Below are 26,075 nucleotides of genomic sequence, written 5' to 3' on the forward strand. Positions count from 1 at the left end.
CGCTCACTCTACGATATGCCCTCGGTGCGCTGGGTTACCAATCGGATTGAATGCCCGGAACCCGCCGCCGCTCGGCCGGTTCCGGTGTCGACCGGTGGGGCGCGGTGGTGTGGCGGTGGTGGGGCGGCCGGGCGGGGGATCGGTGGGGGAGGGTGGCGCAGTGGTGCGGGGGGTGTAGTTGCGAGCGCGTCGCGGCTGGTCAGGGGGTGCAGAAGGGCCGTGGTTGCAGGACGGTTGATGTGCCACCGTAGGGCTTATGGAGGCTGGCGTCCACGCCCACGGCGCGAAGCTGCGGCCGCACAACCATCCGCGCAACCACACCTTCGGTCGCGCCCGCACCGGCGTGGCGTGACGGGCCGGATGGGCGCCGCCGTGCATGTCTCCACAGGGGGCGCGCGGCCCGGGTGCGGGCGGTGGATGCGAGGCGGGCGTGGCGGGCAGAGGCGGCGGTGATGGTGGGCGGTGCGCTCGCCGTGGCGGCGGCGCACCCGGGTGGCCGAGGGGGCGGAGCAGGCGCTGATCCGGGCGGTCCCGCGCCTGCTGGCCGCCACCGTGCACGTCGGCCACGCCTCGGCGGCCTGGGGCCGTCAGGCCCGGGGGTCGAGGCGCGGGTGGGGTGGTCTGCCGTCAGGACTGCGGTCGGGCCTCCGTCGGGGAGAGGCGGTCGTCGACGGCGCTGCTCCGTTCGACCTGGGCGGGGAAGGACTCGATGGCCCGCCGCCGGGCGAGTTGGGCGGCCGCAGCGGCCTCGGCGGTGGCCTCCTCGCGTTCGCACCGGTGCGCGGCGCCGCCGGGGTGCCCGGTGGTGGCGGGGTGTGCGGCGCCGGTGGGGTGTCCGGTGGCGGGGTGTCCGCCGGCGGTTCGTCGGCGGCGGCCGAGCGCGGTGCGGGCGGCGTGTTCCTCGGCCGCCTGTCTCGCGGCCAGGTAGGCCTGGACGGCGGCCATGCCGTAGACCGGCTGGATGAGCTGGTGGCCTTTGAAGAAGGGTCTGGCCGGGGCGAACCCGGCGGCGACCACGAGGTCGCGGATCTCGGCTATCTCGGCCTCGCTGCGGGCGGTGAAGCGGACCTCCCAGCCCTTCTTGTACGTATGGCCCTGTTCGCCGCTGCGGCGGGCCGGGTCCGGGCGGCGGACGTATCCGGGCAGACGGCCAAGGCGGAGCTGGGCCGCGCGGAGGCCGGCGGTCTCGTCACGTGACATGACGCAAGCCTAGGCAATTCCCGGGGCGGGTTTGACGCCTGAAGGGTCTCCCGGCGTATGCCTTTGGTCACTCTGGGTCAGGCGGCCTGGTGGGCGATCGGTTTCGATCAGATATGACAACCTGACGACCGTCAATTACTCCGATTGAGTGAGGGTATGGGGACTTTAGTGCGAGCTGATCCCGGTTTCGCGACGGTTGGGTAACAGTGCGTCAGGTGGCCGGTGGCGGGTCGGAGCGGTTGGGGATGGTGTCCGCATGAGCTACCGGATTCCCACGCCGCCGCCGTCCCTGGAGGAGCTGGCGAAGCGTCAACAGAACGTCGTCACCGCGAGCCAGTTGCGCGCCCGGGGCGTGCCGGCCCGGGTCATCACCGAGCACTGCCGTCGCGGCGGGCCCTGGCGGCGGCTGCTGCCCCGGGTGTACCTGCTGCAGTCCGACGGGCCGACCCCGGAGCAGCGGATGTGGGCCGCCCTGCTGTACGCGGCGCAGAACGGTCGCGAGGAGGGCCGCCGCGAGGGCGCGGTGATCACCGGTGCGGCCGCGCTCGCGCTGTACGGCTTCGCCGCGGTGCCCCGGCTGCCGGCGGTGACCGGGGTGGACGTCCTGGTGCCCCGCCAGCGCCGGCTGAAGGACGCCGGAGAGGTGCGGATCCGGCGCACCGAACGGGAGTTGGTGGCCCGATCGGTGCACGGGCTGGCCTGCGCGCCGGTCGCCCGGGCGGTCGCGGACGCGCTGTGCGAGTGGACCGCGGAGGAGGGCGGCGCCCCGGTGCCGGTGCGGGAGCTGCTGCGCGAGGCCGTCTCGCGGCCCGAAGGCCCCTGCACCATAAGGGAGTTGGCCTCCGAGCTGACCGATTCCGGGCTGACCGGCGAGCCCGGGGTGCGCGCCGCCCTGGACGAACTGCTGGCCGGTGAGCGGGACTTCGTCCTGGAGCGGGTCGGCGAACTGGTGGACGAGTGCCTGCTGCCCGTCCCGCTGGTCGGCCCCGAGCTGCGGATGCGCGGCGGCACGTACATCGCCGTCCCGGACCTCTACTGGCCGGAGCAGGGCGTCGCCGTGGAGGTGGACTCGGACCTGCGCTGCGTCAGCGAGGGCGAGGCCGCCTGGGTGCGCGGCGGCCAGCACCGGATGGAGTACCTGGGGATCCGGGTGGTGTACGTCTCCGGCGCCCGGCTCGCGGCCGACCGGGACGCGGTCGGCGCCGAACTGCGCGAGGCCCACCGGGTGGGCGGTTCGGACGTGGTGGAGTTGATGGTCGGTTAGCTCCGGACCGGATCCGCCGGTACCCGCGTCCGGGGCCGCTCCCGAACCGGAGCCGGAGACGGAGCTGGGGTCGGGGCTACGCCCGAACCACCGGGGCGCCGACCAACTCGACCCCGGCGGCCCGCAGTTCGGCCAGCGCGGCGGTGGTGGTCGCCGGCGCGACCCCGGCGGTGAGGTCGAGCAGGACGCGGGTGGTGAAGCCGGCCCGGGCGGCGTCCAGGGCGGTGGCCCGGACGCAGTGGTCGGTGGCGATGCCGACCACGTCGATCTCGTCGACCTGCCGTTCGCGCAGCCACTCCACCAGGCCGCGGTTGTTCTCGTCCAACCCCTCGAAACCGCTGTACGCCGCCGAGTAGGCGCCCTTGTCGAAGACCGCCTCGACCGCGCCGGAGATGACGGACGGGGCGAAGTTGGGGTGGAAGCCCACGCCTTCGGTGCCGGCCACGCAGTGCACCGGCCAGCTGGTGACGTAGTCGGGCTCGGTGGAGAAGTGGTCGCCCGGGTCGATGTGGTGGTCGCGGGTGGCGAGGATGTGCTGGTAGCCGGGGGAGGACTCGGCGATCAGATCGGTGATGGCGGCGGCCACCTCGGCGCCGCCGGCGACGGCCAGACTGCCGCCCTCGCAGAAGTCGTTCTGCACGTCGACGACGATCAGTGCCCGGTGCATGGCTCGCATCCTCGGATGTGGGGGGCGGCCGTGGCGGCGCCCTGGTGGGGGGAGCCCTCGGGAGTACTCGGCCCGCGGCGGGGCTCGGGGGTTCTCGGGGAGCTCCGGGGGAACTCTACGGCTGACTCTAGGGAGTGGCGTGCGGGGGCGGAAGGGCTGGGGCGGACCCCGGGCCGGCTCCCGGCGCGAACCGGCGAACCGCGGCGGACCGGCGGCCCGGAACCGGCGGCACGGCGAACCGTGGCGAACCGGCGGACCGGCGGCCGGCCCCGGGGTCGTCCCCCGGTCCGCGCCGGTCGGCCGGGACGGGGTCAGAGCACGAGTTCGGTCGGCAGGACCGGGTCGCCCTTGGAGAGCTGGGTGGCCGAGAGCGGCAGCGCGGCCCGGGCCCGGATGTGCCGTTCGCGCGCGGCGGTGAGCGGTTCGCGGCCGACGGCCCGGCCGGCCCGCACCAGCGGCACCTGCATCAGGTGCGGCTCCAGGTTGGCGGGGATCGCTCCGGTGCCGACCACCTCGGCCTCGGCGACGCCGTCGGCGTCGGGCCGGCGGGCGGCCCACTTGCGGCCGCCGATGCTGGTCTTGCCGCCGGCCGCGCGCTTGGCCACCGGCACCAGCGGCCCGTCCGCGCTCTCGGCGCGGGCGACCAGCTTGTAGACCATCGCGCAGGTCGGGTGGCCGCTGCCGGTGACCAGGCTGGTGCCGACGCCGTAGCCGTCCACCGGGGCGGCGGCGAGCGCGGCGATGGCGTACTCGTCGAGGTCGGAGGTGACGATGATCCGGGTCTTGGTGGCGCCGAGGTCGTCCAACTGGCGGCGGACCCGGTGGGCCAGCAGGGTGAGGTCGCCGGAGTCGATCCGGACGGCGCCCAGTTCGGGGCCGGCCACCTCGACGGCGGTGCGGACGGCCTCGCGCAGGTCGAAGGTGTCGACCAGCAGCGTGGTGCCCTTGCCCATGGAGGCGATCTGCGCGCGGAAGGCGTCCCGCTCGCTGTCGTGGACGAGGGTGAAGGCGTGGGCGGCGGTGCCGGTGGTCGGGATGCCGTGGGTGAAGCCGGCCTCCAGGTCGGAGGTGGCGGCGAAGCCGGCCACGTAGGCGGCCCGGGCGGCGGCGACGGCGGCCTGCTCGTGGGCGCGCCGGGCGCCCATCTCGATCACCGGGCGGCCGCCGGCGGAGGCGGTCATCCGGGAGGCGGCGGCCGCGATCGCGGAGTCGTGGTTGAGGATCGAGAGGATCACCGTCTCCAGGATCACCGCCTCGGCGAAGCTGCCCTCGACGGTGAGCAGCGGCGAGCCGGGGAAGTAGACCTCGCCCTCGGGGTAGCCGTGGATGTCGCCGGTGAAGCGGTAGTCGGCGAGGTAGCGCAGGGTGTCCTCGTCGACCACGTCCTGGCCGGCCAGCCAGTCGAGCTGCGGGGTGGTGAAGCGGAAGTTCTCGATGGCGTCGAGCACCCGGCCGGTGCCGGCCATGACGCCGTAGCGGCGACCGCTGGGCAGGCGGCGGGTGAACACCTCGAACACGGAGCGGCGGTGCGCGGCCCCGCTGCGCAGGGCGGCCTGCAGCATGGTGAGCTCGTAGCGGTCGGTGAGGAGCGCGGTCGAACCGGCCGCGCGCACTGAAGTGGCGTCCATGCGGATGATGCTACTACCACTTAGCGTCAGAGTGACGATTTCTCGTGCTGCGAGCCGGGCCGGAATCGCCCGGGGGTCCCCCGGATGGCAGCATGGGGCTGAAGAGGCGTGGACGGACTGCGCAGCGAGGAGGACCCGGCGGTGAGTGTCGCGCCCGTGGAGATCGAGCGCCCGGAGGTCGAAGGACTACCGGTGGTGGAGCCGGACACGCCCTGGGTGACCATCGTGCACAACGACCCGGTGAACCTGATGAGCTACGTCCAGTACGTCTTCCAGGCCTACTTCGGCTACCCGAAGGACAAGGCCAGGAAGCTGATGATGGAGGTGCACACCAAGGGCCGGACGGTGGTCTCCAGCGGCTCCCGCGAGGAGATGGAGCGCGACGTCCAGGCGATGCACGGCTACGGCCTCTGGGCGACGCTGCAACACGACTGACCGCGGCACGACCGACCGCAGCAGGACGGGCCGCGGCACGACCGGCCGCGGCAGGACTGACCGCAGTGCGACCGGCGCGGTGTGACCGGCGCAGTGCGGACCGCGGCCGCGACCGGCCGCGGAGCCGGTACCCCACCCGAGACGACGAAGACGGGCTGACCGATAGACATGGCTGGGTTGTTCGAGAGTGCCGGCGGCGGGAGCGCGGCGATCGCGCTGGACGAGGTGGAGGCCTCCATCCTGCGCTCCCTTGAGGTGGGGATCCTGCAGCTGATCGGGCCCGGCCCGGGCGGGGACGGCGGCGATCCGCTGGCCGCGCTGTTCGCCGAGGGCCCGACCGAGGCGCCGGCCAACCCGATGCTCGCCCGGCTCTTCCCGGACGCCTACGGCGACCCGGCCGGGCCGCAGGACCAGGAGAGCCGGGCCGCCTCGGGCGAGTTCCGCCGCTACACCGAGGTGGACCTGCGGACCCGCAAGCGCGAGGACGCCCTGCACGTCGTCCGGATGCTCGACCGGCTCGGCGGCGAGGGCGGGGTGGTCAAGCTGGACCCCGCCGACGGCCTGCGCTGGCTGGGTGCGCTCAACGACCTGCGGCTGACCCTGGGCGTCCAGCTGGAGGTCAGCGAGGACGACGAGGAGCTCTACGAGCTGCCGGACGAGGACGACCGCAAGCCGCTGGTGATGGCGTACGTCTGGCTGGGAGCGCTCCAGGAGACGCTCCTGGAGGCGATTGCGGACTGATCCTGCCCGCTTCCGGGCAAGCCCCGGTCGATTCGTCCAATATGTGGACGGATGGCCGGGGCATTTCTGTGTAAATCGGGCAAACCCTAGCAGGTCATGCTCAAATAACGCTCAGATGAACACCGCTATCCGAACCCTGCGTGGTACGACTTCTCCACCCCACGAGACCCACCCAGGACGGTGCACCATGGCCGAGCAGCTGTACGACGACGTGGTCGACGCGAAACCGGACGAGGAGGGCTATCACCGGGGGCTGGGAAGCCGCCAGATCCAGATGATCGCGATCGGCGGTGCCATCGGCACCGGCCTGTTCCTCGGCGCGGGCACCGCGATCTCCCGGTCCGGCCCGAGCCTGATCCTCTCCTACGCCGTCGCCGGCGTGGCGATCTTCGTGATCATGCGCGCCCTCGGCGAACTCCTCACCTACCGCCCGGTCTCCGGCAGCTTCGCCGAGTACGCACGCGAGTTCCTCGGCCCCTTCGCCGGCTACGTGACCGGCTGGACGTACTGGCTGTTCTGGGTGGTCACCGGCATGGCGGAGACCACCGCCGCCGCCGTGTACGTGAGGTTCTGGGCGCCCGACATCCCGCAGTGGGCCAGTGCGCTGACCTTCCTGGTGATCCTCTACGCGGCCAACCTGATCTCGGTGAAGCTGTTCGGCGAGATCGAGTTCTGGTTCTCGATGGTCAAGGTCACCGCCATCATCGGCATGATCCTGATCGGCATCGGGGTGCTCACCCTCGGCTTCAGCAAGGCCGGTGACACCGCGTCGATCACCCACCTGTGGCAGGACGGCGGCTTCTTCCCCAAGGGCATCGGCGCCACCGTGATGACGCTGCAGATCGTCATGTTCGCCTACCTGGGCGTCGAACTCGTCGGCGTCACCGCCGGGGAGAGCGAGAACCCCGAGAAGACCCTGCCGCGCGCCATCAACACCCTGCCCTGGCGCATCATGCTGTTCTACATCGGCGCGCTGGTGATCATCCTCTCGCTCGTGCCGTGGACCGAGTTCCAGCCCGGCGTCAGCCCGTTCGTGGCCGCCTTCGGCAAGATCGGCATCCCGGCCGCGGCCGGCATCATCAACTTCGTGGTGCTCACCGCCGCGCTCTCCTCCTGCAACTCCGGCATGTACTCCACCGGCCGGATGCTGCGCGACCTCGCCCTGCGCGGCCAGGCCCCGGGGCAGCTCACCAAGCTCAACTCCCACCGCACCCCGGCCTTCGCGATCACCCTCTCCTGCCTGCTGATGGGCGTCGGCGTGGTGCTCAACTACCTCGTCCCGGCCAAGGCGTTCGAGTACATCACCTCCGTCGCCACCGTCTGCGGCCTGTGGACCTGGGCGATGATCCTGATCTGCCAGATCCGCTACCGCAAGGCCTGGCGGGCCGGCCACCTGCCGCCGCCCACCTTCAAGGCGCCCGGCGGCGCCTGGACCAGCTGGACCGCGCTCGCCTTCCTCGCCCTGGTCGTGGTGCTGATCGCGTTCGACTCGGTCAACCGGATCTCGCTGTACGTCTTCCCGGGCTGGGCCGTCCTGCTGGTGATCGGCTACCAGGTGCTCAAGCGCCGCAACCCGCGGGCCGCCCACGGCGTCGCCCACGACCACCTGCACGTGCGCGACGGCGGCTGAACCGCCGGCGCCGGGCCGCCGCGCCCAGGTGGCGGACACCCGGTGACCGCGCTCCGGACGCCCCGGCGGACACCCGCCGGGGCGTGGCTATCCTGACCGCATGCTGACCATCACCCGAGAACTCCGCGACCGGATCGTGGCCCACGCCCGCGCCGACCACCCGGACGAGGCCTGCGGCGTGGTCGCCGGACCGGCCGGCAGCGGACGGCCCGAACGGTTCATCCCGATGCTCAACGCGGCCCGCTCGCCCACCTTCTACGAGTTCGACTCGGGCGACCTGTTCAAGCTCTACCGCGAGATGGACGACCGCGACGAGGAGCCGGTGATCGTCTACCACTCGCACACCGCCACCGAGGCCTACCCCTCGCGCACCGACGTGAGCTACGCCTCCGAGCCGTTCGCCCACTACGTCCTGGTCTCCACCGCCGACGGCAACGGCGAGGACGACCCGTTCCAGTTCCGCTCGTTCCGCATCGTGGACGGCGAGATCACAGAGGAAGACGTCCAGGTCGTCGAGGCCTACCCGGCCTGACCAGCACCCACCTGGGCGCGGCCCGCCGACCGCCCGCGAGCGGTCGGCGGGCCCGTGTCGTCTCAGCCCGAGAAACGGGAACATCCGGATCCCGAGACGGGCATGGAGGAGCGGGCCGGGGAATCTATACGATGAGCCCATGCGTTCCGTCGATGTGAGCAACCAGGCCCCGGGCACCCGCCTCGTGGCGCGCCTGCACGTCGACCTGTGCCGGCTCGCCAGTGCGATCTGTCCCGGCACGCCCGCGCGTTCGCGCTGAGCCGCCCCGCCCCACCCGGGCCCACCGCCTGCCGGCGACGCCGAGCCCCGGGACCACCCTCCCCGCCGCGCCCGCCGCGGCCCACCCGCCTCACGACTCGCACAGGAGCGCACCCATGGCCATCGAGGTCCGCATCCCGACCATCCTCCGCACCTACACCGACGGCGCCAAGGCCGTCGAGGGCACCGGCAGCAACCTCGGGGAACTCTTCACCGACCTCGACGCCCGCCACCCGGGCATCGCCGCCCGCCTGGTCGAGGGCGGCGAGCTGCGCCGCTTCGTCAACGTCTACCTGAACGACGAGGACGTCCGCTTCCTGGAGGGTATCTCCACCGCCCTCGCCGACGGCGACAGCGTCACCATCCTGCCCGCCGTGGCCGGCGGAGCCCGCTGACCTCCCGCCCCCACCGCCCGCCCCGCGGCGGGCGGTGAGGGCGCCCTTCCGCACCCCCACCGCCGTGGCCGGAGGCCTCCCTTGCGTTACGACAGCCCGCTCGAAGCCGTCGGCAACACCCCGCTGGTCCGCCTGCCGCGGCTGTCCGCGGCCGTCCCCGGCAACACCGACGGGCAGGTGACGCTCTGGGCCAAGCTGGAGGACCGCAACCCCACCGGCTCGATCAAGGACCGCCCGGCGCTGCACATGATCGAGCGCGCCGAGGCCGACGGCCGGCTCACCCCCGGCTGCACCATCCTGGAACCCACCAGCGGCAACACCGGCATCTCGCTCGCCATGGCCGCCAAGCTCAAGGGCTACCGGATGGTCTGCGTGATGCCCGAGAACACCAGCGAGGAACGGCGCGAACTGCTCCGCATGTGGGGCGCCGAGATCATCCCCTCGCCGGCCGCCGGCGGCTCCAACACCGCCGTCCGGATCGCCAAGGAGATCGCCGCCGAGCACCCGGACTGGGTCATGCTCTACCAGTACGGCAACCCCGACAACGCGGGCGCCCACTACGCCACCACCGGCCCCGAGATCCTCGCCGACCTGCCGACCGTCACCCACTTCGTGGCCGGCCTCGGCACCACCGGCACCCTGATGGGCGTCGGCCGCTACCTGCGCGAGAAGGTCCCCGGCGTGCGGATCGTCGCCGCCGAACCCCGCTACGACGACCTGGTGTACGGGCTGCGCAACCTCGACGAGGGCTTCGTCCCCGAGCTGTACGACGCCGCGGTGCTCACCACCCGCTTCTCGGTCGGCTCCGCGGACGCCGTCCGCCGCACCCGTGAACTCCTCCAGCAGGAGGGCATCTTCGCGGGCGTCTCGACCGGCGCGATCCTGCACGCCGCGATCGGCGTCGGCCGCAAGGCCGCGGCGGCCGGGGAGCGTGCCGACATCGTGTTCGTGGTCGCCGACGGCGGCTGGAAGTACCTGTCGACCGGCATCTACACCGCGGAGACCACCGAGGCGGCCGTCGAGGCGCTGCAGGGCCAGCTCTGGGCCTGAGGGCCCTAGCGGTGCTGGAGGGCCGGCTCCGGGACCGAGGACCTAGCGGCGTTGCAGGGCCTGCTGCGCGCGGGACCAGACCTGCCGGTCCACCGTGCCGGCCCGGCGGCGGAAGGCCGACAGCGGCACCTCGCGCAGCTCGTCGGTCTCCAGCCAGCTGGTGCGGCCCTGCCGGTCGCCCACCGAGGCGGGCGGCAGCGGCAGCACGCCCGGGCGTTCGGCGTGGTGCTTGCTGGTGATCTTCGCGACGGTCGCGGTGCGGCCGTGCACCCGCAGCACCAGGCACGGGCGGTCCTTCGACCCCGGGCCGTCCTCGAACGGGACCTCCGCCCACCAGATCTCCTGCGGCTGCGGCCCCGGACGGCCCTTGGCCGCCGGGCGCGGGCGCGGAGCCGTCGGACCGGCCGGTCGCGGCGCCGGGCGGGTGCGCCGGACCAGCGCCCCCACGACGGCGGCCAGCAGCGCGACGCCCGCCACCGCCAGGACCACCCAGACCCCGGTCGAACTGTTCATGGCGCGAACCGTACCGGGCGCATGGCGGCCCCCACCACCGTGAGTGCCGAGACGGCCGGGCATTTGTCCGCACCACGCTCCCGGTTCGTCACGGAATGACCACGGTGCCCGTTGTGCGGTGAAGAGTCGCCAACGCCCGGACAGGCTGCCTCACGTACGCCCGCCCCGCCCCTCCGGAGGTGCCTCGTGGGGAGAAGCTCCGAGCTGTGGTCCTACGCCGAGATCGCCCGCCACATCAACGTGCAGGCCGAGAGCGTCCGCAACTACCGGCGGCACGGGCTGCTGCCCGCCCCGGACGTCCTCGACGCCAGCGGCCACCCCCGCTGGTACCCCGACACGATCAAGGCCTGGGCCCGCAACCGCCCACGCCACCGCTGACCCGACGGCACCCGAACGGACGGCACCGCCCCCGCCCCGGCGTTCTGGTGATTCCAGCCACAGCCCGGCACGGGGACGGGGGCAAAGTGCCGCTCCGCCCTTACTCTCGACACGCGAAGCAGTGCTACCGGCCGGTTCCACCGGCCCGGCCTGCCGTTTTCCAGCAGCAGCCAGGACGTGTCGGGGCGGAGGGGCTCGGATGAAACTGACCGTGGTGGGGTGCTCGGGGAGCTTCCCGTCCGCCGAATCGCCCTGCTCCAGCTACCTCGTCGAGGCCGACGGCTACCGCGTCGTGCTCGACCTCGGCAACGGCGCCCTCGGCGCCCTGCAGAAGTACGTGGACATCTACGAGGTCGACGCCGTCCTGCTCAGCCACCTGCACGCCGACCACTGCGTCGACCTGTGCGCCTACTGGGTCGCCCGCAACTACCGCGCCGAGGGCTGCCCCGACCCGATGCCCGTCTACGGCCCGGCCGGCACCGCCGAACGGCTCGCCCGCGCCTACGACATGCCGGAGAACCCGGGGATGAAGGAGGTCTTCGACTTCCACACCCTCACCCCCGGGGCCTTCGACCTCGGCCCGTTCCGGATCGAGGTCGCCCAGGTCAACCACCCCGTCGACGCCTTCGCCTTCCGCCTCGAACACGACGGCCGCGCGCTCGTCTACTCCGGCGACACCGGCGAGAGCGCCGAACTCGTCGAACTCGCCCGCGACGCCGACCTCTTCCTCTGCGAGGCCGCCTACATCGACGGCCGGGACACCTACCAGGCCGTCCACCTCAACGGCCGGGAGGCCGGCGAGCACGCCGCCGCCGCCCACGTCCGCCGACTCGTCCTCACCCACATCCCCCCGTGGACCGACGCCGAGCACAACCGCCGCGACGCCGCCGCCGCTTACCCGGGCCCCGTCGAGGTCGCCCGGGCGGGCGCGGTGTACCGGATCTGAGGGCGTGGGCCGGGCGTCTCAGCGCCGGCCGGGGAGCGGCAGGCCGAGGTGGTCGCGCAGGGTCGTCCCGCTGTAGTCGGTGCGGAACACCCCGCGCTCCTGGAGCAGCGGCACCACGCGGTCGACGAACGCGTCCAGGCCGCCCGGGGTCAGGTGGGGGACGAGGATGAAGCCGTCGGCCGCGTCGTTCTGCACGAAGAAGTCGATCCGCTCGGCGACCGTCGCGGGGGAGCCGATGAAGGACTGCCGGCCGGTCACCTCGATCACCAGCTCGCGGCTGGTGAGCTTCTTCTCGGCGGCCAGCTCCCGCCAGCGGGCGGCGACGGCCAGCGGGTCGCCGATCCGGACCCGGCCCTGGGACAGGGCGCTGTCCGGGTCGGGGTCGACGGCGGGCAGCGGACCGTCCGGGTCGTGGTCGGACAGGTCGATGCCCCAGACCTGTTCCAGGAAGGCGATCGTGGTCTGCGGCCCGACCTGGGCCCGGCGGATCTCGGCGGCGAGTTCGGCGGCCTCGGCGTCGGTGTCGCCGAGGGCGAAGGTGACGCCGGGCATGATCTTCAGCTCGTCCGGCTTGCGGCCGTACGCGGCGAGCCGGCGCTTGACGTCCGCGTGGAAGGCCTGGCCGTCGGCGAGGGTGGAGTGCCGGCTGAAGACGACGTCTGCCGTCGCGGCGGCGAACTCCCGTCCCTCGTCGGAGTCCCCGGCCTGGATGACCACCGGGTGGCCCTGCGGCGGGCGGGGCAGCGAGAGCCGGCCCTCGACCTCGAACTGCGGGCCGGTGTGTCGGACGGTCTCCGCTCCGCCGTCCCAGAACTCCCTTGCGAGCTGCACGAATTCAGCGGCCCGGGTGTAGCGGTCGGCGCGGTCGAGGTAGCCGCCGCGGCGGAAGTTCTCCCCGGTGAAGGCGTCCGAGGAGGTGACCACGTTCCAGGCCGCGCGCCCGCCGGAGAGGTGGTCCAACGAGGCGAAGCGGCGGGCCAGTTCGTACGGTTCGTTGAAGGTGGCGTTGACGGTGCCGGCCAGCCCGAGGCGGGTGGTGACGGCGGCCAGCGCGTTCAGCACGGTGATCGACTCGGGGCGGCCGACCACGTCCAGGTCGTGGATGCGGCCCTTGTTCTCGCGCAGCCGCAGGCCCTCGGCGAGGAAGAAGAAGTCGAACTTCCCGCGCTCGGCGGTCTCGGCGAGGTGGCGGAAGGAGGCGAACTCGATGTGGCTGCCGGAGTCCGGGTCGCTCCACACCGTGGTGTTGTTGACGCCGGGGAAGTGCGCGGCGAGGTGGATCTGCTTGAGCGGGCGGTCCGTCATCGGGTCACCTCGGCGAGAGCGGCAGCGGACGGGGCGGTGGACGGGGTGGCGTTGGCGGCGGCGTCGGTGGCGTAGCGGCTGGCCGGGCGGGCCAGGCCGAGGTGGTCGCGCAGGGTGCGGCCGGCCGCGTACCCGGCGCGGAACAGCCCCTGGGCGCGCAGCACCGGGACGACCCGTTCGGCGAGGGCGGCCAGGTCCCGTTTGGGTTCGGCGGGGACGAGGTGGAAGCCGTCGACGCCGGTGCCGATCGCGGCGAGGTCGGCGAGCAGGCGGTCGGCCGCGGCGTCGTCGGGCAGGGCGGCGTCGGTCCGGGCGAGGATGCGCAGGTGCTCGCCGGCGCGCAGCCGCAGTTCGGTGGCGGCGGCCAGCCGGGCGGTGTGGTCGGGGGCGTCCAGCAGCACGACGTCGGCGTACCGGATCGCCGTCGCGACCCGGGCGCGACCGCCGGGGGAGGCGTACGGGGCGAGGTCGACGGCGGCCACCGGGACGGCGACGACCGGGCGGCCCTGCGGTGGGCGCGGGGTGATCGACGGCCCGCGGACGGAGAAGTGCGGGCCCTCGAAGTCGACGTAGTGCAGCTTGTCGCGGTCGATGAACCGCCCGGTGGCGGTGTCGCGGATCTCCGCGTCGTCCTCCCAGCTGTCCCAGAGCCGGGCGGCGACCTCGACGGCGTCGGCGGCCTCGGCCCAGAGCGCGTCCGCGGGGGCGGTCGGGCGGCGACCGAAGGCCCTGGCCTCGGCCTCGGTGGCGGAGACGCCGACCAGCCAGCCGGCCCGGCCCCGGCTCACCCAGTCCAGGGTGTTGACCGAGATCGAGGTGTGGAACGGCTCGGTGTGGGTGGTGGTGACGGTGGGCACCAGTCCGACCCGCTCGGTCAGCGGGGCGATCCGGGCGAGGGTGGCGAGGGCGTCGGGGCGGCTCGGCTCGGGGGTGAAGGAGTCGTCGAGGGTGACGAAGTCGAGGGTGGCCCGCTCGGCGAGGCGGGCGAGGGCGGCGTAGTGCCCGGCGTCGACGTGGCCGGGGCTGTCCAGGGCGGCGGAGAGGTGCAGTTGGCGGGGCATGCTGAGGCCTGACTTTCCTCGTGCGGACGCGTGCGGGCGACGCCGGCGAACCCGCACAGGGTGCGTGCGGGTGCGTACGGCCGCGCGCGGGTGCGCGGTGGCGGCCCGGAGGCGGGCGGGGCCCGTGCGGGCGGGAGGGGAGGAACGGCGCCGGGCGGGAGGTCAGCCGGGCGGCGGGGGGAACGGTCGGCTCAGCCGCGACACGCCGCGGACCACACGCGACCGAAGTCGATGTGGCTGCGGGTCACCAGCGGGCAGGACGCGTTCACGGCTTCAGTTGACCAGTGCCTCCGCCGGTTCGTCAACCGCCGTTCCCGCCGCCCCGGGGCGGGACGCACGACGGCCGGGACACGCAACGACCCCGCCCCGCCGCTGGGGGAGCAGCGGCGGGGCGGGGTCGTGGAGTGCGGACGGGCGGGGCCTCAGGCCTTGGTCACGTCCTCGATCTCGTCGTCGTCCTCGCGACCGGGGGTCTTGAGGTTGAACTTGGTGATCGCGAAGCGGAAGAGGAGGTAGTACAACGCGGCGAAGACCAGGCCGATCGGGATGATCACCCAGGGCTTGGTGGCCAGGTTCCAGTTGAGCAGGTAGTCGATCAGGCCGGCCGAGAAGCCGAAGCCGTCGTGCACCCCGAGGCCCCAGGTGACGGCCATCGAGAGGCCGGTGAGCAGGGCGTGGATCAGGTACAGCACCGGCGCGATGAACATGAACGAGAACTCGATCGGCTCGGTGACACCGGTCACGAAGCTGGTCAGCGCGACGGAGATCATCATGCCGGTGACGGCCTTGCGGCGGCCGGGGCGGGCGGTGTGGGCGATCGCCAGCGCGGCGGCCGGGAGGCCGAACATCATGATCGGGAAGAAGCCGGACATGAACTGACCGGCGGTCGGGTCACCGTGGAAGAAGCGCGGGATGTCGCCGGTCCAGGTGTGGCCGGAGGCGTCGGTGAAGCTGCCGACCTGCTGCTGGAAGAAGGTGTTGAGGAACTGGTGCATGCCGACCGGGATCAGACCACGGTTGGCGACACCGTAGATGCCCGCACCGCCGGCGCCGAGGCCGGTCAGCCAGTCGCTGGCGTGGGTCAGGCCGGTGCCGATCGGGCCCCAGGCCAGACCCATGAGGACGCCGAGCAGGGTGCCGACGAACGCCATGATGATCGGCACGAGGCGGCGGCCGTTGAAGAAGCCGAGCCAGTCGATGAGCTTCTTGCGGTGGTACTTCTGCCAGATCGTGGCGCTCAGCAGACCGACGATGATGCCGCCGAGGACACCCGGGTCCTGCGGCTTCCCGGCGGGCAGCGCCTCGGTGACGGTGCCGTCGATCGGGAAGACGGTCAGCACGTTCTTGAAGACCAGGTAGCCGACCAGGGCGGCCAGCGCGGTCGAGCCGTCGGCCTTCTTGGCGAAGCCGATCGCGACACCGACGCAGAACAGCAGCGCCAGGTTCTTGAAGACCGCGTCACCGGCGGTGGCGAAGACCTCGGCGACCTTCCCCCAGCCGAGCCCGTCCTTGCCGAAGACATCGGGCTGGCCCAGCCGGACCAGGATGCCCGCGGCCGGGAGGACGGCGACCGGCAGCTGGAGGCTGCGGCCGATCTTCTGCAGGCCCTGGAGGAGGTCCTGGCCGAACTTCTTGGCGGGGCTGGGTGAAGCCGGAGCCGTGGCGGGCGCCGGTGCCTGCGCAGACTGACTCATGGGGGTGGGTTCCTAACGGCATGGCGGTCGGGGGAGGGGCACAGGGGGCCGAACCGCGAACTGGTCTACACCACGTGTGGTGTAGACCAGTTTTGTAGCACGGGTGGAGAAGGGGGGGAACCCCGGAAAGCGCCCCTGCCGGGAAGCGCTATGAAATCGAAACCTAGTTGCGGAACGACGATCATGATTACCCGCCGTGATTGGGATTTTGGCTATTTGCGCAACAAAAAGACCCGGCCCCGTCCGGAGGCCCCGCCGAGGCCTCGTCAGGGGTCCGTCGCGGGCCCGGCGGTGCGCGGGCGGGGGTCGGGCCGGCGGGGTTCACGGGCGGACGCGACGGTGTCCGGGCGGCGGTGGCCCCCGGAGCTCCGATGCCCGCCGTCGAGGTCCGGGTCGGGCGCGGCGGGCGGCGGGGGAGGGGCCCGCCGGGGTGTCGGACATCACGAACGGTCGGCGGTCGGGACGAGTCCGGGCCCCACCCCGTCCGGCTTCGGCCAATCCGCGGCTTTCCGACCCCCCGCGGCGCGCGGTCGGGGCCGGCGGGGAAACGGTGGCGGCCGATTGCCGGCCGCCGCCCGCGCCGGGCGGCGGCGGCCTTTCCCCACCCCCGCGGCACCCCCGCCCGGCGGCCCGGCGGCCGGGCGGTGCGGGCCGCCCCGGCCCCGCCTGGCACGGCGGACGGCCCGCCGGGGAATCCCCGGGGCGCATATCGGAATTGTTTTACCGACCGGGTATTTGGTCCTTTCCGGAAATGCCGATGGCCTCCGGACCGTCGGGTCCGGAGGCCATTGCGGGTGCTGCCCGGTGACGCTCGGTTTCAGAGCTTGGTGACGTCCTCGACCTCGCTCTCGTCCTCCCGCCCGGGTGTTTTCAGATTGAATTTGACGATGATGAACCGGAAGAGCGCGTAGTACACGGCGGCGAAGCAGAGCCCGATCGGGATGATCAGCCACGGCTTGGTGGCCAGCCCCCAGTTGATGACGTAGTCGATCAGGCCGGCCGAGAAGCTGAAGCCGTCGTGCACCCCGAGCCCCCAGGTGACGGCCATCGAGGCGCCGGTCAGCAGCGCGTGCACGCCGTACAGGGCCGGGGCGACGTAGGCGAAGGAGTACTCGAGCGGTTCGGTGACGCCCGTCACGAAGGAGGTCAGGCCGACCGAGAGCATCAGGCCGTAGATCTCCTTGCGGCGGTGCGGTTTCGCCGAGTGCGCGATCGCCAGTGCGGCGGCGGGCAGCGCGAACATCATGATCGGGAAGAATCCGGACTGGAACTGGCCGGCCGTCGGGTCACCCGCCAGGAAGCGCGGGATGTCGCCGTGCGCGATGGTGCCGTCCGGCTTGATGAACTCGCCGAACTGGAACCAGACGAATGTGTTCAGCAGCTGGTGCATGCCGATCAGCAGCAGCGCGCGGTTGAACAGGCCGAAGATGCCGGCGCCGCCCGCGCCCAGGTCGGCCAGGGTCTGGCTGAAGTCGTTGAGTCCGCGGCCGATCGGCGGCCAGACCCAGAGCGCGACGCACGCGGTGGCCAGGCCCACCACCGCGGTGATCATCGGCACCAGGCGGCGGCCGTTGAAGAAGCCCAGCCAGTCGACCAGCTTGGTGCGGTGGAAGCGGACCCAGAGCCAGGCCGACATCAGGCCGATCAGGATGCCGCCCAGGACGCCCGGGTTCTGGTACGTCGCGGCCGCCGCCTTGGCCGAGCTGTAGTCCACGCACTGGCCGGTCCAGGCGTCGGTGACCAGGACCGTCCCGTTCTTGCAGTCCTCCGGGAACGCGTGCAGGACCTTGTAGTAGACGAGGAAGCCCACCACGGCGGCCAGCGCGGTGGAACCGTCCGCCTTCTTCGCCATGCCGATCGCCACACCGACGCAGAACAGCATCGGCAGGCCGAACGAGGAGTCCAGCAGGGCGCCGCCGGCGGCGGCGAAGACCTTGGCGACGTCGGTCCAGCCGAGGCCGTCCTTGCCGAAGACGTCGGGCTGGCCGAGCCGGTTGAGGATGCCGGCCGCGGGGAGCACCGCCACCGGGAGCTGGAGGGAGCGGCCCATCTTCTGGAGGCCGCCGTAGAAGGTGTGCCACCACACGCGCTGCGGGGCCGTGGCGCCTGCCGAACTCATCCTTCGCCCTCCGGGAGCAGTTGCCGGCCGGTGGCCCCCGGCGGGACCCTCGGGCGGAGCTCCGGAACACCCGGGGTCCTTTCTGCGTTCATCGGAGTACACATATATTGGTGTAGACCACTTTGGGACGCAGGCCGCACTCCGGGCACGAGCCCGCTGCTCGTCATCCTCCGGTGACGGTCGGGACCGTGCGCGCCGGAATGGGCCAAAAGTGGACTAACGTGGCAGATCGGACCGGAGCAGGTGATGCTGGTCGCGCTGCCCGGCGGCGCGACCGCGGCTGAACCCGCGTCAGCACCGGTACCGACCACGCCGGCCACCGGGTCGGCGGACACCCCAGCACAGCGCAGGACGGCACCCGGCAGAGCGGCCGGCGGGCCGAGACAGAGGGAGAAATCAGATGGCCAGCAAGGCTGAGAAGATCGTCGCCGGTCTGGGCGGCATCGACAACATCGAAGAGGTCGAGGGCTGCATCACCCGCCTTCGCACCGAGGTCAAGGACGCCTCCCTGGTCAACGAGGCCGCCCTCAAGGCCGCCGGCGCCCACGGCGTCGTCAAGATGGGCACCGCCATCCAGGTCGTCATCGGCACCGACGCCGACCCGATCGCCGCTGACATCGAGGACATGATGTGAGCTGAGCCACCTGGCTCACCCCACCCCCGGCCCGCCGCCCCACCCGGGAACGGCGGGCCGAGGCGCACCCGGGGGCGACACCGAGCCGCACCCGGGGACGACGCCCGGCAGCACCCCGGCGGGCCGAGGCGCACCCGGAACACTCACTCCGAGCGACTACGCTCAGTGCCTATGTCACGCATCGACGGCCGCACCCCCGACCAGCTCCGCCCCATCACCATCGAACGGGGCTGGAGCAAGCACGCCGAAGGATCCGTCCTCATCTCCTACGGCGACACCAAGGTGCTGTGCACCGCCAGCGTCACCGAGGGCGTCCCCCGCTGGCGCAAGGGCAGCGGCGAAGGCTGGGTCACCGCCGAGTACTCCATGCTCCCGCGCGCCACCAACACCCGCGGCGACCGCGAGGCCGTCAAGGGGCGCATCGGCGGCCGGACCCACGAGATCAGCCGGCTCATCGGCCGCTCGCTGCGCGCCGTCGTCGACCACCGCGCCCTCGCCGAGAACACCATCGTCCTCGACTGCGACGTCCTCCAGGCCGACGGCGGCACCCGCACCGCCGCCATCACCGGCGCCTACGTCGCCCTCGCCGACGCCGTCGCCTGGGCCCGCGACCGCAAGCTCCTGCGCGCCAAGGGCCAGCCCATCACCGGCGGCGTCAGCGCCGTCAGCGTCGGCATCATCGACGGCGTCCCGATGCTCGACCTCCAGTACGAGGAGGACGTCCGCGCCGAGACCGACATGAACATCGTCTGCACCTCCGACGGCCGCTTCGTCGAGGTCCAGGGCACCGCCGAGGGCGCCCCCTTCGACCGCGCCCTGCTCGACCGCCTGCTCGACCTCGGCACCCTGGGCTGCGCCGAGCTCGACGAGATCCAGCGCAAGGCCCTGGAGGCCTGAACCGGTTCGGCCCGCGGCGCCGTGGACCCGGATGTACCCGCAGCCGTACGGGCCGCTGTACACGCCGGGCCCGAAGCCCGTACGGTTCCCGCAGCACCCCTGCTGCGGGAACCGCGCACCCCCCGGCGCGCGTCCCGTCCCACGGAACCCGCGCGCCCCACAGGAGGACCGGATGCCGTCCAGCATCGCCCGCCCCGCCGCCCTCGCCGTGGCCGGCCTGATCGCCATCCTCCCGCTCAGCATGGTCAGTTGCTCCGCAGCCCAGAAGGCGATCGACTGCGGCAACACGGCGGTCAGGATCACCGGCGACCTCGCCGACGTCACCAGTGCCTACGGCAACGCGAGCAACGACTCGGCGGCCGCCGGGAAGGCGCTGGACAAGCTCAGGACCGACCTCAACCAGGTCGGCAAGAACTCCAGGAACACCGACGTCGCCAAGGCCGTCGCCGACCTGCAGAAGCAGGCCGACAAGGTCCAGCAGGCCGTCGACAAGAAGGAGGTCCCCGACCTCAAGCCGCTCGGCGACGCGGCCGGCAACCTCACCTCGGTCTGCACCGGCTGACGTCGGGACGGCTGCCGATAGGGTGGGCGATATGTCCACCCGATTGATCCTCGCCACCCGTAACCAGCACAAGGTCGCCGAACTCCGCGCCATCCTCGGCGAGGCCGGCCTGGACGTCGAACTCGTCGGCGCCGACGCCTACCCCGAGATCCCGGACGTCCCGGAGACCGGCGTCACCTTCGCCGAGAACGCGCTCCTCAAGGCCCACGCCCTCGCCCGCGCCACCGGCCTGCCCGCCGTCGCCGACGACTCCGGCCTCTGCGTCGACGTCCTGAACGGCGCCCCCGGCATCTTCTCCGCCCGCTGGGCCGGCAAGCACGGCGACGACCGCGCCAACCTCGACCTGCTGCTCGCCCAGCTCTCCGACATCTCCGACCCGCACCGCGGCGCCCACTTCTTCTGCGCCGCCGCCCTCGCCCTCCCCGACGGCACCGAGCGCGTCGTCGAGGGCCGCCTCCTCGGCACCCTGCGCACCGCCCCCTCCGGCGACGGCGGCTTCGGCTACGACCCGATCCTCCAGCCCCTCGGCGAGACCCGCACCTGCGCCGAACTCACCCCCGCCGAGAAGAACGCCATCAGCCACCGCGGCCTGGCCTTCCGCGGCCTCGCCCCGGTCGTCAAGGACCTCCTGGGCTGAGAAAATCGAAGGGCTCGACCGGAATCATTCCGGTCGAGCCCTTCGATTTGAAGGTCATCCTGGTGCGGCCGAAGGGATTCGAACCCTCAAGCCCTCGCGGGCCAACGGACCTAAACCGTCTGCGTCGCCTCTGCGCCACGGCCGCCTGTCCTGCTGACCATCATGTTACTGGGCCCGCGAATTGGCCGACACCTTCCTTCGGCCAAGCCGCTAGGCAGTGTGCTTCCTCGACTTCCGTTTGCAGTAGGTCGGAGTGATGGCGTGGCAGTTCGGGCAGAGCAGCCGCAGGTTGTCCGGCCGGTTGTCCGACCAGTCCCCATTGATGTGGTCCACCTCCAGCGTCATCGGGTGCCCGCGCCACTCGGGGCCGGTGCTGCAGCCCTCGCACTCTTGCGGCCTGCCGAGTTCGTTCAGCGCGCTACGGATTCGCGAGCCGGGTAGCCGCTTGGCCCCCCAGGGGCGCTGAACGAGGAGTTGTCCGGCGGGGATTCTGGTGGGCGCATGCTTGCCGCGGCCGTGGGCCTGCCCGGTGAAGTGTGAGGTGTCGATGCCGAGTGCCTTGATGCGGCGCCCGATGTGGGCCTGGGTGCCACCGGCCTGACGCTGGTCGAGGTAGCGCACGACCCCGGCCACGCTGTGCGAGGCCACGACGGCCTCCTGGAGGAGTTCCCGGGTGTAGACGGTTCCAGGCGACGGGAAGTGTGACGTGTCGATGCCGTACGCCTTGGCCCTCCGTCGCAGGTAGGAGCGGTTGTACTGGTTGGGTTCGCGGTCGAGTGCGATCAGCATCTCGTCGAGCGTGGTTGCGGCAGCAGCGACCTCGGCCAGCACCTCCTTCGAGTACTGGCGCTGCCTGTAGGCGCGGCATCCCTCCTGGGCGAAGTGCGAGGTGTCGATGCCGTAGTGCCGGAGCCGCCGGCTCAGGTAGCTGTGCGTGCCGCCCGCCATCGGCACGCCGAGCTTTCGCATCATGTCGTTGACGCTGCTGGACTCGGCCGCGAGTGAGGCGAGCAGTTCGCGGGTGTACTTGACCGGCATGGTTGTTCCCCTTCGGGCAGTGGTTCGCCCGTCCCCCGGTGTGCGAACGATCGATGGGGGATTTGGTTACGGGTGGCGGGGTTTCGGCCAGGGGGTGACTTGTTGTCGTCGGTGGGGTGACCGGCGGGGTTGAGGGTTTGATTACCAATTGGTACAGACCTATTGACCTATGTGGTTCAGACCACATAGCTTCGGCGCCAATTGCAATCCCCCACGTGCGTGCTCCCCCACAGGCACGCGCCGACACTCTCTCCCGGAGGACCGAGTGTTGATCCGAAACACGGCGGAGCGGCGTCCCACCGCTGCACTCCGCCGCAAGAGCCCGGCTGCCCGGGCTGGTGCGGTCTCGCTGGCGGCGGCCGGTCTGGCCGGTCTGCTGCTGTCGACCCTGGGCGCGGTGCCCTCGCAGGCGTCCGCGACCGTCGACAACGGGGCCTGTCGCCCCGACGGCCTGTACCAGACGGCCGGGGTGGACGTCCCGTACTGCTCGGTCTACGACACCGGCGGCCGCGAGAAGATGGGCGCGGACCACCAGCGCCGCATCATCGGCTACTTCACCGGTTGGCGCACCGGCAAGAACGGCGACCAGCCCTACCTGGTGAACGACATCCCCTGGGACAAGGTCACCCACCTCAACTACGCGTTCGGCCACGTCGGTGGTGACAACAAGCTCTCCGTCGGCACCGACGGCCCGACCAACGAGGCCACCGGGATCTCCTTCCCGGGCGTGCCCGGCGCCGAGTTGGACCCGACGCTGCCCTACAAGGGCCACTTCAACCTGCTGACGAAGTTCAAGAAGCAGTACCCGAACGTCAAGACCCTGATCTCGGTGGGCGGTTGGACCGAGACCGGCGGCTACTTCGGGGACGACGGCAAGCGCGTCAACTCCGGCGGCTTCTACTCGATGACCGTCAACCCGGACGGCAGCGTCAACCAGGCCGGCATCGACACCTTCGCCGCCTCGTCCGTCGACTTCATCCGCAAGTACGGTTTCAACGGCGTCGACGTCGACTACGAGTACCCGACCTCGATGAAGGACGCCGGCAACCCGCTGGACTGGCAGCTCGCCAACTCCAAGCGCGGCTCGCTGGCGAAGGGCTACGCGGCGCTGATGAAGACGCTGCGCGAGAACCTGGACCGGGCCGGCGCCGCCGACGGCAGGCACTACCTGCTGTCGGTCGCGGCCCCGTCGTCCGGCTACCTGCTGCGCGGCATGGAGACCTTCCAGGTGGCGCAGTACCTGGACTACGTCAACATCATGTCGTACGACCTGCACGGCGCCTGGAACAAGTACGTCGGCCCGAACGCCTCGCTGTTCGACGACGGCAAGGACGGCGAGCTGGCGGCGGCCAACGTGTACGGCACCGGCCAGTACGGCGGCATCGGCTACCTGAACGCCGACTGGTCGTACCACTACTTCCGCGGTGCGATGCCGGGCGGCCGGATCAACGTCGGCCTGCCGTACTACACCAGGGGCTTCAAGAACGTCACGGGCGGCACCAACGGCCTGTGGGGCACCGCGGCGGCGACCACCTGCCCGGTCGGCTCCGGCCTGACCTCCTGCGGTGACGGCGCGGTCGGCATCGACAACATCTGGAACGACAAGGACGACGCGGGCAAGGAGTCCCCGGCCGGGTCGAACCCGATGTGGCACGCGAAGAACCTGGAGAAGGGCATCCTGCCCGACTACCTGGCCAAGTACGGCGTGAAGGACACCGCGCTGCAGGGCACCTACGCCCGCAACTACAGCAGCAGCCTGGTGGCGCCGTGGCTGTGGAACGACGCCAAGAAGGTGTTCCTCTCCACCGAGGACGAGCAGTCGGTGGGTGCCAAGGCGGACTACATCGTCAACCAGGGCGCCGGCGGCGCGATGATCTGGGAGCTCGCGGGCGACTACAAGTGGGACGCGAGCGCCAACGGCGGCAAGGGCGAGTACGTGCCGGGTTCGACGCTGACCTCGCTGATGTACGACAAGTTCAAGGCGGCCACGCCGTACGGCGCGACCCGTTCGACGGTCCCGCTGCCGCAGCAGACCCTGCCGATCGACGTGTCGTTCACCAACTTCGCGCTGGGTGACTCGAACTACCCGATCAACCCGAAGATCCACATCGTCAACAACTCGACGACGACCCTGCCGGGCGGCACCGAGTTCCAGTTCGACTACAGCAACTCGGCTCCGGGCAACGCCAAGGACCAGTCCGGCTTCGGCCTCCAGGTCATCCGGCAGGACAACCCCGGCCAGGGCAACGTGGGCGGCCTGAAGGGCACCTACAACCGGGTGTCGGTCAAGCTGCCGGGCTGGCAGTCGCTGGCGCCGGGCGCCTCGGTGGACCTGGACTTCGTCTACTACCTGCCGGTCTCGACCCCGTCGAACTGGACGGTCAACGTGAACGGCACGCTGTACGGGCTCAAGGGCGACCTGACCCGGGGCACGGTGGACGGCGGCACGCCGACCCCGACCCCGACCCCGACGCCTACCGCGACCGCCACGGCTTCGCCGACCGCCACCGCTTCGCCGACCGCGACGGCCTCGCCGACCGCGACGGCCACCGCGACCGCCACCCCGACGACGGGGGCCTGCACGGCCGCCCCGAGCTGGGACGCGGGCACCACCTACGCGGCCACCACCAAGGTGTCGTGGAAGGGCCACTACTACCAGAACAAGTGGTGGACCAAGGGCGACGACCCCACGGCCAGCGGCTCGTGGGGCGTCTGGAGCGACCTCGGGGCCTGCTGACGGCGCCCTGAGGTGAGAGACGCGGTGGCGGTGCACCCGGTCGGGGGGTGTGCCGCCACCGCTTCGTTCAGCGAGGCACCGGGCGGGCGAGGCGCCGGGCGCCGGAGCGCCAGGCCGTCGAGCGCCAGGCCTCCGGGGTCAGACCTCCGGGTGTCAGGCCGTCTCGACCTTGAGGTCGCGCAGCAGCTTGGCGACGTGCCCGGTGGCCTTCACGTTGTACAGCGCGCGCTCGACCTTGCCCTGCTCGTCCACGATCACGGTGGAGCGGATCACGCCGACGTAGGTGCGGCCGTAGTTCTGCTTCTCGCCGTAGGCGCCGTAGGCCTCCAGCACCTGGTGGTCCGGGTCGGACACCAGGGTGACCTTGAGGTTCTCGGCCTCGCGGAACTTGCCGAGCTTCTCCGGCTTGTCCGGGGAGACGCCGATGACGTCGTAGCCGGCGCCGGCGAGGACCTCCAGGTTGTCGGTGAAGTCGCAGGCCTGCTTGGTGCAGCCGGGGGTGAGCGCGGCCGGGTAGAAGTAGACGATGACCTTGCGGCCCAGGTGGTCGGCGAGGGACACCTGGTTGCCGTCGGCGTCGGACAGGCTGAAGGCGGGCGCGGTGTCGCCGGGCTGGAGACGCTCACTCACGGGTAAATCTCCTGTTGCTGGGGCGGGCGGTCATAGCACGGCAAACTTACCTCCGATGGTGGGTGGGGTCGCGCGGCCCTGCTCGGCAACTGACAGACTGGGTCAGTCGCACAGGACAACATCAGCAAGTGAATGGGGTGGCCCGAGTGGGCGAGGCGAGCACGAAGGACAAGTCGGCGCGGACGACCGCCCAGATCGAGGCGGACATCTCCCGGACCCGCACCCAGCTGGCGGCCACCCTGGACGAGCTGGCCGTGCGCGTCCACCCGAGCACGATCAGCGCCCAGGTGAAGGCGAAGGCCGTGGCCGCCGTCGAGGAGAAGGCCGGCCGGGCGTACGTGGCCGCCAACGGCGTGGTGGAGAAGGTGCGGGCGCAGTTCGTGGACGAGAAGGGGCAGCCGCGCAGGGAGCGGATCGTCCCGGCCGCGCTGGTCGGCGTGGGCGTGCTGCTGCTGGTGGCTTCCGCCCGGAAGCGCCGCAAGGGCTGAACGGGCACGGGGTGAGGGCCGGGCGCGGGAGGCGTCCGGCCTTCGGTGTGCCCGGGCCCGGGAGGTGTGACCGGCTCCGGGGGCGGGTGCCCGGGCCCGGAGGTGTGACCGGCCCCGCGGGTGCCGCGGCTTCCCGCATGCCGGGCCAGCGTCACGCCGCGCGCCCGGGGGCGGTACCTTCGGGACCGTGAGTACGAACGACGAACCGACCCCGCAGGCCTCCTCCGCCGTGTCCGAGTACGAGGCGGCGCGGCACGACCGGCTGGGCGAGAAGCTGCCGATCCGGATGCTGCACGACCGCGTGCTGGTGCGGATCGAGGGCAGCGAGGGCGAGCGCCGCTCGACCGGCGGCATCCTGATCCCCGCGACCGCGGAGCTGTCCAAGCGCTGCACCTGGGCGGAGGCCGTCGCGGTGGGCCAGAGCGTCCGCTCGGTGGAGCCGGGCGACCGGGTGCTGTACGACCCGGAGGACAAGCTGGAGGTCGAGGTCCGCGGCGCCACCTACGTGCTGCTGCGCGAGCGTGACCTGCACGCGGTGGCGGCGACCCGCTTCGGCGACACGGAGGGCTCGACCGGGCTCTACCTCTGAACCTCTGAGCACGGACGTGGCGTGAGCCGGTCGGGGCGGTGCCCCGG

General features: G+C 71.9%; 27 protein-coding genes and 1 tRNA gene. 17 read left to right on the forward strand and 11 right to left on the reverse strand.

All coding sequences use genetic code 11. From position 1 onward, the window contains the following. Nucleotides 1–627 precede the first annotated feature (627 nt). Complete coding sequence (locus OG556_RS22310; RefSeq protein ID WP_371518683.1) at nucleotides 628–1,200, reverse strand: hypothetical protein; 573 nt, start codon at nucleotides 1,198–1,200, stop codon at nucleotides 628–630. Between the two features lie 256 nt (nucleotides 1,201–1,456). Between OG556_RS22310 and OG556_RS22315 the strand changes: the two genes are divergently transcribed. Then, the gene (locus OG556_RS22315; protein ID WP_371518685.1) at nucleotides 1,457–2,464 is read left to right on the forward strand and encodes a hypothetical protein; all 1,008 of its coding nucleotides are present in this window, start codon (nucleotides 1,457–1,459) and stop codon (nucleotides 2,462–2,464) included. A 76-nt stretch (nucleotides 2,465–2,540) separates the two neighbouring features. Here OG556_RS22315 and OG556_RS22320 read toward each other — a convergent pair whose 3' ends face one another. Both OG556_RS22320 and OG556_RS22325 read right to left on the reverse strand, forming a co-directional pair. Further along, nucleotides 2,541–3,131 (reverse strand): isochorismatase family protein, encoded by a 591-nt coding sequence (locus OG556_RS22320; RefSeq protein WP_371518686.1) that lies wholly within the window; start codon nucleotides 3,129–3,131, stop codon nucleotides 2,541–2,543. 311 nt (nucleotides 3,132–3,442) lie between these two features. Continuing rightward, entirely contained in the window at nucleotides 3,443–4,759 is a 1,317-nt protein-coding gene (locus OG556_RS22325; RefSeq protein ID WP_371518687.1) for a nicotinate phosphoribosyltransferase, read from the reverse strand. A 141-nt stretch (nucleotides 4,760–4,900) separates the two neighbouring features. Here OG556_RS22325 and clpS point away from each other — a divergent pair, with 141 nt between their 5' ends. The 7 genes from clpS (at nucleotide 4,901) to OG556_RS22360 (ending at nucleotide 9,800) form a co-directional block, all read left to right on the forward strand. Then, nucleotides 4,901–5,194: an ATP-dependent Clp protease adapter ClpS gene (clpS, locus tag OG556_RS22330; RefSeq protein WP_063351371.1), complete on the forward strand. Its 294-nt coding sequence runs from the start codon at nucleotides 4,901–4,903 to the stop codon at nucleotides 5,192–5,194. Between the two features lie 168 nt (nucleotides 5,195–5,362). Beyond that, nucleotides 5,363–5,935 carry a DUF2017 domain-containing protein gene (locus tag OG556_RS22335; protein WP_371518689.1) on the forward strand — a complete coding sequence of 191 codons (573 nt, stop codon included), beginning with the start codon at nucleotides 5,363–5,365 and terminating at the stop codon, nucleotides 5,933–5,935. Nucleotides 5,936–6,122: 187 nt separating this feature from the next. Then, a complete protein-coding gene (locus OG556_RS22340; protein ID WP_371518691.1) occupies nucleotides 6,123–7,565 on the forward strand; it encodes an amino acid permease in 1,443 nt (480 codons plus the stop codon). Nucleotides 7,566–7,665: 100 nt separating this feature from the next. Continuing rightward, nucleotides 7,666–8,097 carry a Mov34/MPN/PAD-1 family protein gene (locus tag OG556_RS22345; protein ID WP_371518693.1) on the forward strand — a complete coding sequence of 144 codons (432 nt, stop codon included), beginning with the start codon at nucleotides 7,666–7,668 and terminating at the stop codon, nucleotides 8,095–8,097. 139 nt (nucleotides 8,098–8,236) lie between these two features. After that, nucleotides 8,237–8,356 (forward strand): putative leader peptide, encoded by a 120-nt coding sequence (locus tag OG556_RS22350; protein ID WP_347878546.1) that lies wholly within the window; start codon nucleotides 8,237–8,239, stop codon nucleotides 8,354–8,356. 115 nt (nucleotides 8,357–8,471) lie between these two features. After that, the gene (locus OG556_RS22355) at nucleotides 8,472–8,750 is read left to right on the forward strand and encodes a MoaD/ThiS family protein (protein ID WP_196952340.1); all 279 of its coding nucleotides are present in this window, start codon (nucleotides 8,472–8,474) and stop codon (nucleotides 8,748–8,750) included. Between the two features lie 81 nt (nucleotides 8,751–8,831). Further along, on the forward strand, nucleotides 8,832–9,800 hold the full coding sequence (locus OG556_RS22360; protein ID WP_350881189.1) for a cysteine synthase: 969 nt from the start codon (nucleotides 8,832–8,834) through the stop codon (nucleotides 9,798–9,800). 42 nt (nucleotides 9,801–9,842) lie between these two features. On the opposite strand, the gene OG556_RS22365 is transcribed toward OG556_RS22360, so the two are convergent. Further along, complete coding sequence (locus tag OG556_RS22365) at nucleotides 9,843–10,313, reverse strand: type II toxin-antitoxin system PemK/MazF family toxin (protein WP_371518694.1); 471 nt, start codon at nucleotides 10,311–10,313, stop codon at nucleotides 9,843–9,845. Between the two features lie 186 nt (nucleotides 10,314–10,499). Here OG556_RS22365 and OG556_RS22370 point away from each other — a divergent pair, with 186 nt between their 5' ends. Together OG556_RS22370 and OG556_RS22375 are read left to right on the forward strand one after the other, a co-directional pair. After that, nucleotides 10,500–10,691, forward strand: coding sequence for a MarR family transcriptional regulator (locus OG556_RS22370; RefSeq protein WP_371518695.1), 192 nt, complete (start codon nucleotides 10,500–10,502; stop codon nucleotides 10,689–10,691). A 199-nt stretch (nucleotides 10,692–10,890) separates the two neighbouring features. Next, the gene (locus tag OG556_RS22375) at nucleotides 10,891–11,637 is read left to right on the forward strand and encodes an MBL fold metallo-hydrolase (protein ID WP_350881195.1); all 747 of its coding nucleotides are present in this window, start codon (nucleotides 10,891–10,893) and stop codon (nucleotides 11,635–11,637) included. 18 nt (nucleotides 11,638–11,655) lie between these two features. Here the strand turns inward: OG556_RS22375 and OG556_RS22380 are convergent, their stop codons facing one another. From OG556_RS22380 to OG556_RS22395, 4 genes are all read right to left on the reverse strand, one after another. Then, on the reverse strand, nucleotides 11,656–12,942 hold the full coding sequence (locus OG556_RS22380) for an LLM class flavin-dependent oxidoreductase (protein ID WP_371518697.1): 1,287 nt from the start codon (nucleotides 12,940–12,942) through the stop codon (nucleotides 11,656–11,658). Next, nucleotides 12,939–14,003 carry an LLM class flavin-dependent oxidoreductase gene (locus tag OG556_RS22385; RefSeq protein WP_371518699.1) on the reverse strand — a complete coding sequence of 355 codons (1,065 nt, stop codon included), beginning with the start codon at nucleotides 14,001–14,003 and terminating at the stop codon, nucleotides 12,939–12,941. Before OG556_RS22385 ends, OG556_RS22380 begins: the two co-directional genes overlap by 4 nt. 422 nt (nucleotides 14,004–14,425) lie before the next feature. Then, complete coding sequence (locus OG556_RS22390; RefSeq protein WP_371518701.1) at nucleotides 14,426–15,697, reverse strand: PTS transporter subunit EIIC; 1,272 nt, start codon at nucleotides 15,695–15,697, stop codon at nucleotides 14,426–14,428. A gap of 817 nt (nucleotides 15,698–16,514) precedes the next feature. Beyond that, on the reverse strand, nucleotides 16,515–17,816 hold the full coding sequence (locus OG556_RS22395; RefSeq protein WP_371518704.1) for a PTS transporter subunit EIIC: 1,302 nt from the start codon (nucleotides 17,814–17,816) through the stop codon (nucleotides 16,515–16,517). 400 nt (nucleotides 17,817–18,216) lie between these two features. Here OG556_RS22395 and OG556_RS22400 point away from each other — a divergent pair, with 400 nt between their 5' ends. From OG556_RS22400 to rdgB, 4 genes are all read left to right on the forward strand, one after another. Beyond that, a complete protein-coding gene (locus OG556_RS22400) occupies nucleotides 18,217–18,450 on the forward strand; it encodes a glucose PTS transporter subunit EIIB (protein ID WP_063349220.1) in 234 nt (77 codons plus the stop codon). A gap of 171 nt (nucleotides 18,451–18,621) precedes the next feature. Next, nucleotides 18,622–19,347, forward strand: a complete 726-nt coding sequence (gene rph / locus OG556_RS22405) for a ribonuclease PH (protein ID WP_350881205.1) — start codon at nucleotides 18,622–18,624, stop codon at nucleotides 19,345–19,347. A 172-nt stretch (nucleotides 19,348–19,519) separates the two neighbouring features. After that, on the forward strand, nucleotides 19,520–19,909 hold the full coding sequence (locus OG556_RS22410) for a hypothetical protein (protein WP_371518706.1): 390 nt from the start codon (nucleotides 19,520–19,522) through the stop codon (nucleotides 19,907–19,909). Nucleotides 19,910–19,940: 31 nt separating this feature from the next. Continuing rightward, the gene (gene rdgB, locus OG556_RS22415) at nucleotides 19,941–20,546 is read left to right on the forward strand and encodes an RdgB/HAM1 family non-canonical purine NTP pyrophosphatase (protein ID WP_350881208.1); all 606 of its coding nucleotides are present in this window, start codon (nucleotides 19,941–19,943) and stop codon (nucleotides 20,544–20,546) included. A gap of 60 nt (nucleotides 20,547–20,606) precedes the next feature. Here rdgB and OG556_RS22420 read toward each other — a convergent pair. Then, nucleotides 20,607–20,691, reverse strand: a tRNA-Leu gene (locus OG556_RS22420). 65 nt (nucleotides 20,692–20,756) lie between these two features. Next, nucleotides 20,757–21,584, reverse strand: coding sequence for an HNH endonuclease (locus OG556_RS22425; protein WP_371518708.1), 828 nt, complete (start codon nucleotides 21,582–21,584; stop codon nucleotides 20,757–20,759). Nucleotides 21,585–21,849: 265 nt separating this feature from the next. Here OG556_RS22425 and OG556_RS22430 point away from each other — a divergent pair, with 265 nt between their 5' ends. Then, on the forward strand, nucleotides 21,850–24,321 hold the full coding sequence (locus OG556_RS22430) for a chitinase C-terminal domain-containing protein (protein ID WP_371518709.1): 2,472 nt from the start codon (nucleotides 21,850–21,852) through the stop codon (nucleotides 24,319–24,321). 153 nt (nucleotides 24,322–24,474) lie between these two features. On the opposite strand, the gene bcp is transcribed toward OG556_RS22430, so the two are convergent. Beyond that, nucleotides 24,475–24,951: a thioredoxin-dependent thiol peroxidase gene (gene bcp, locus OG556_RS22435; RefSeq protein ID WP_063349225.1), complete on the reverse strand. Its 477-nt coding sequence runs from the start codon at nucleotides 24,949–24,951 to the stop codon at nucleotides 24,475–24,477. A gap of 146 nt (nucleotides 24,952–25,097) precedes the next feature. On the opposite strand from bcp, the gene OG556_RS22440 reads away from it, so the two are divergent. Next, on the forward strand, nucleotides 25,098–25,439 hold the full coding sequence (locus OG556_RS22440) for a DUF3618 domain-containing protein (protein ID WP_371518712.1): 342 nt from the start codon (nucleotides 25,098–25,100) through the stop codon (nucleotides 25,437–25,439). A gap of 286 nt (nucleotides 25,440–25,725) precedes the next feature. Further along, on the forward strand, nucleotides 25,726–26,028 hold the full coding sequence (locus OG556_RS22445; RefSeq protein ID WP_079136310.1) for a co-chaperone GroES: 303 nt from the start codon (nucleotides 25,726–25,728) through the stop codon (nucleotides 26,026–26,028). Nucleotides 26,029–26,075: the final 47 nt, after the last annotated feature.

This window comes from Kitasatospora sp. NBC_01300 (assembly GCF_041435235.1).
GTDB lineage: Bacteria > Actinomycetota > Actinomycetes > Streptomycetales > Streptomycetaceae > Kitasatospora.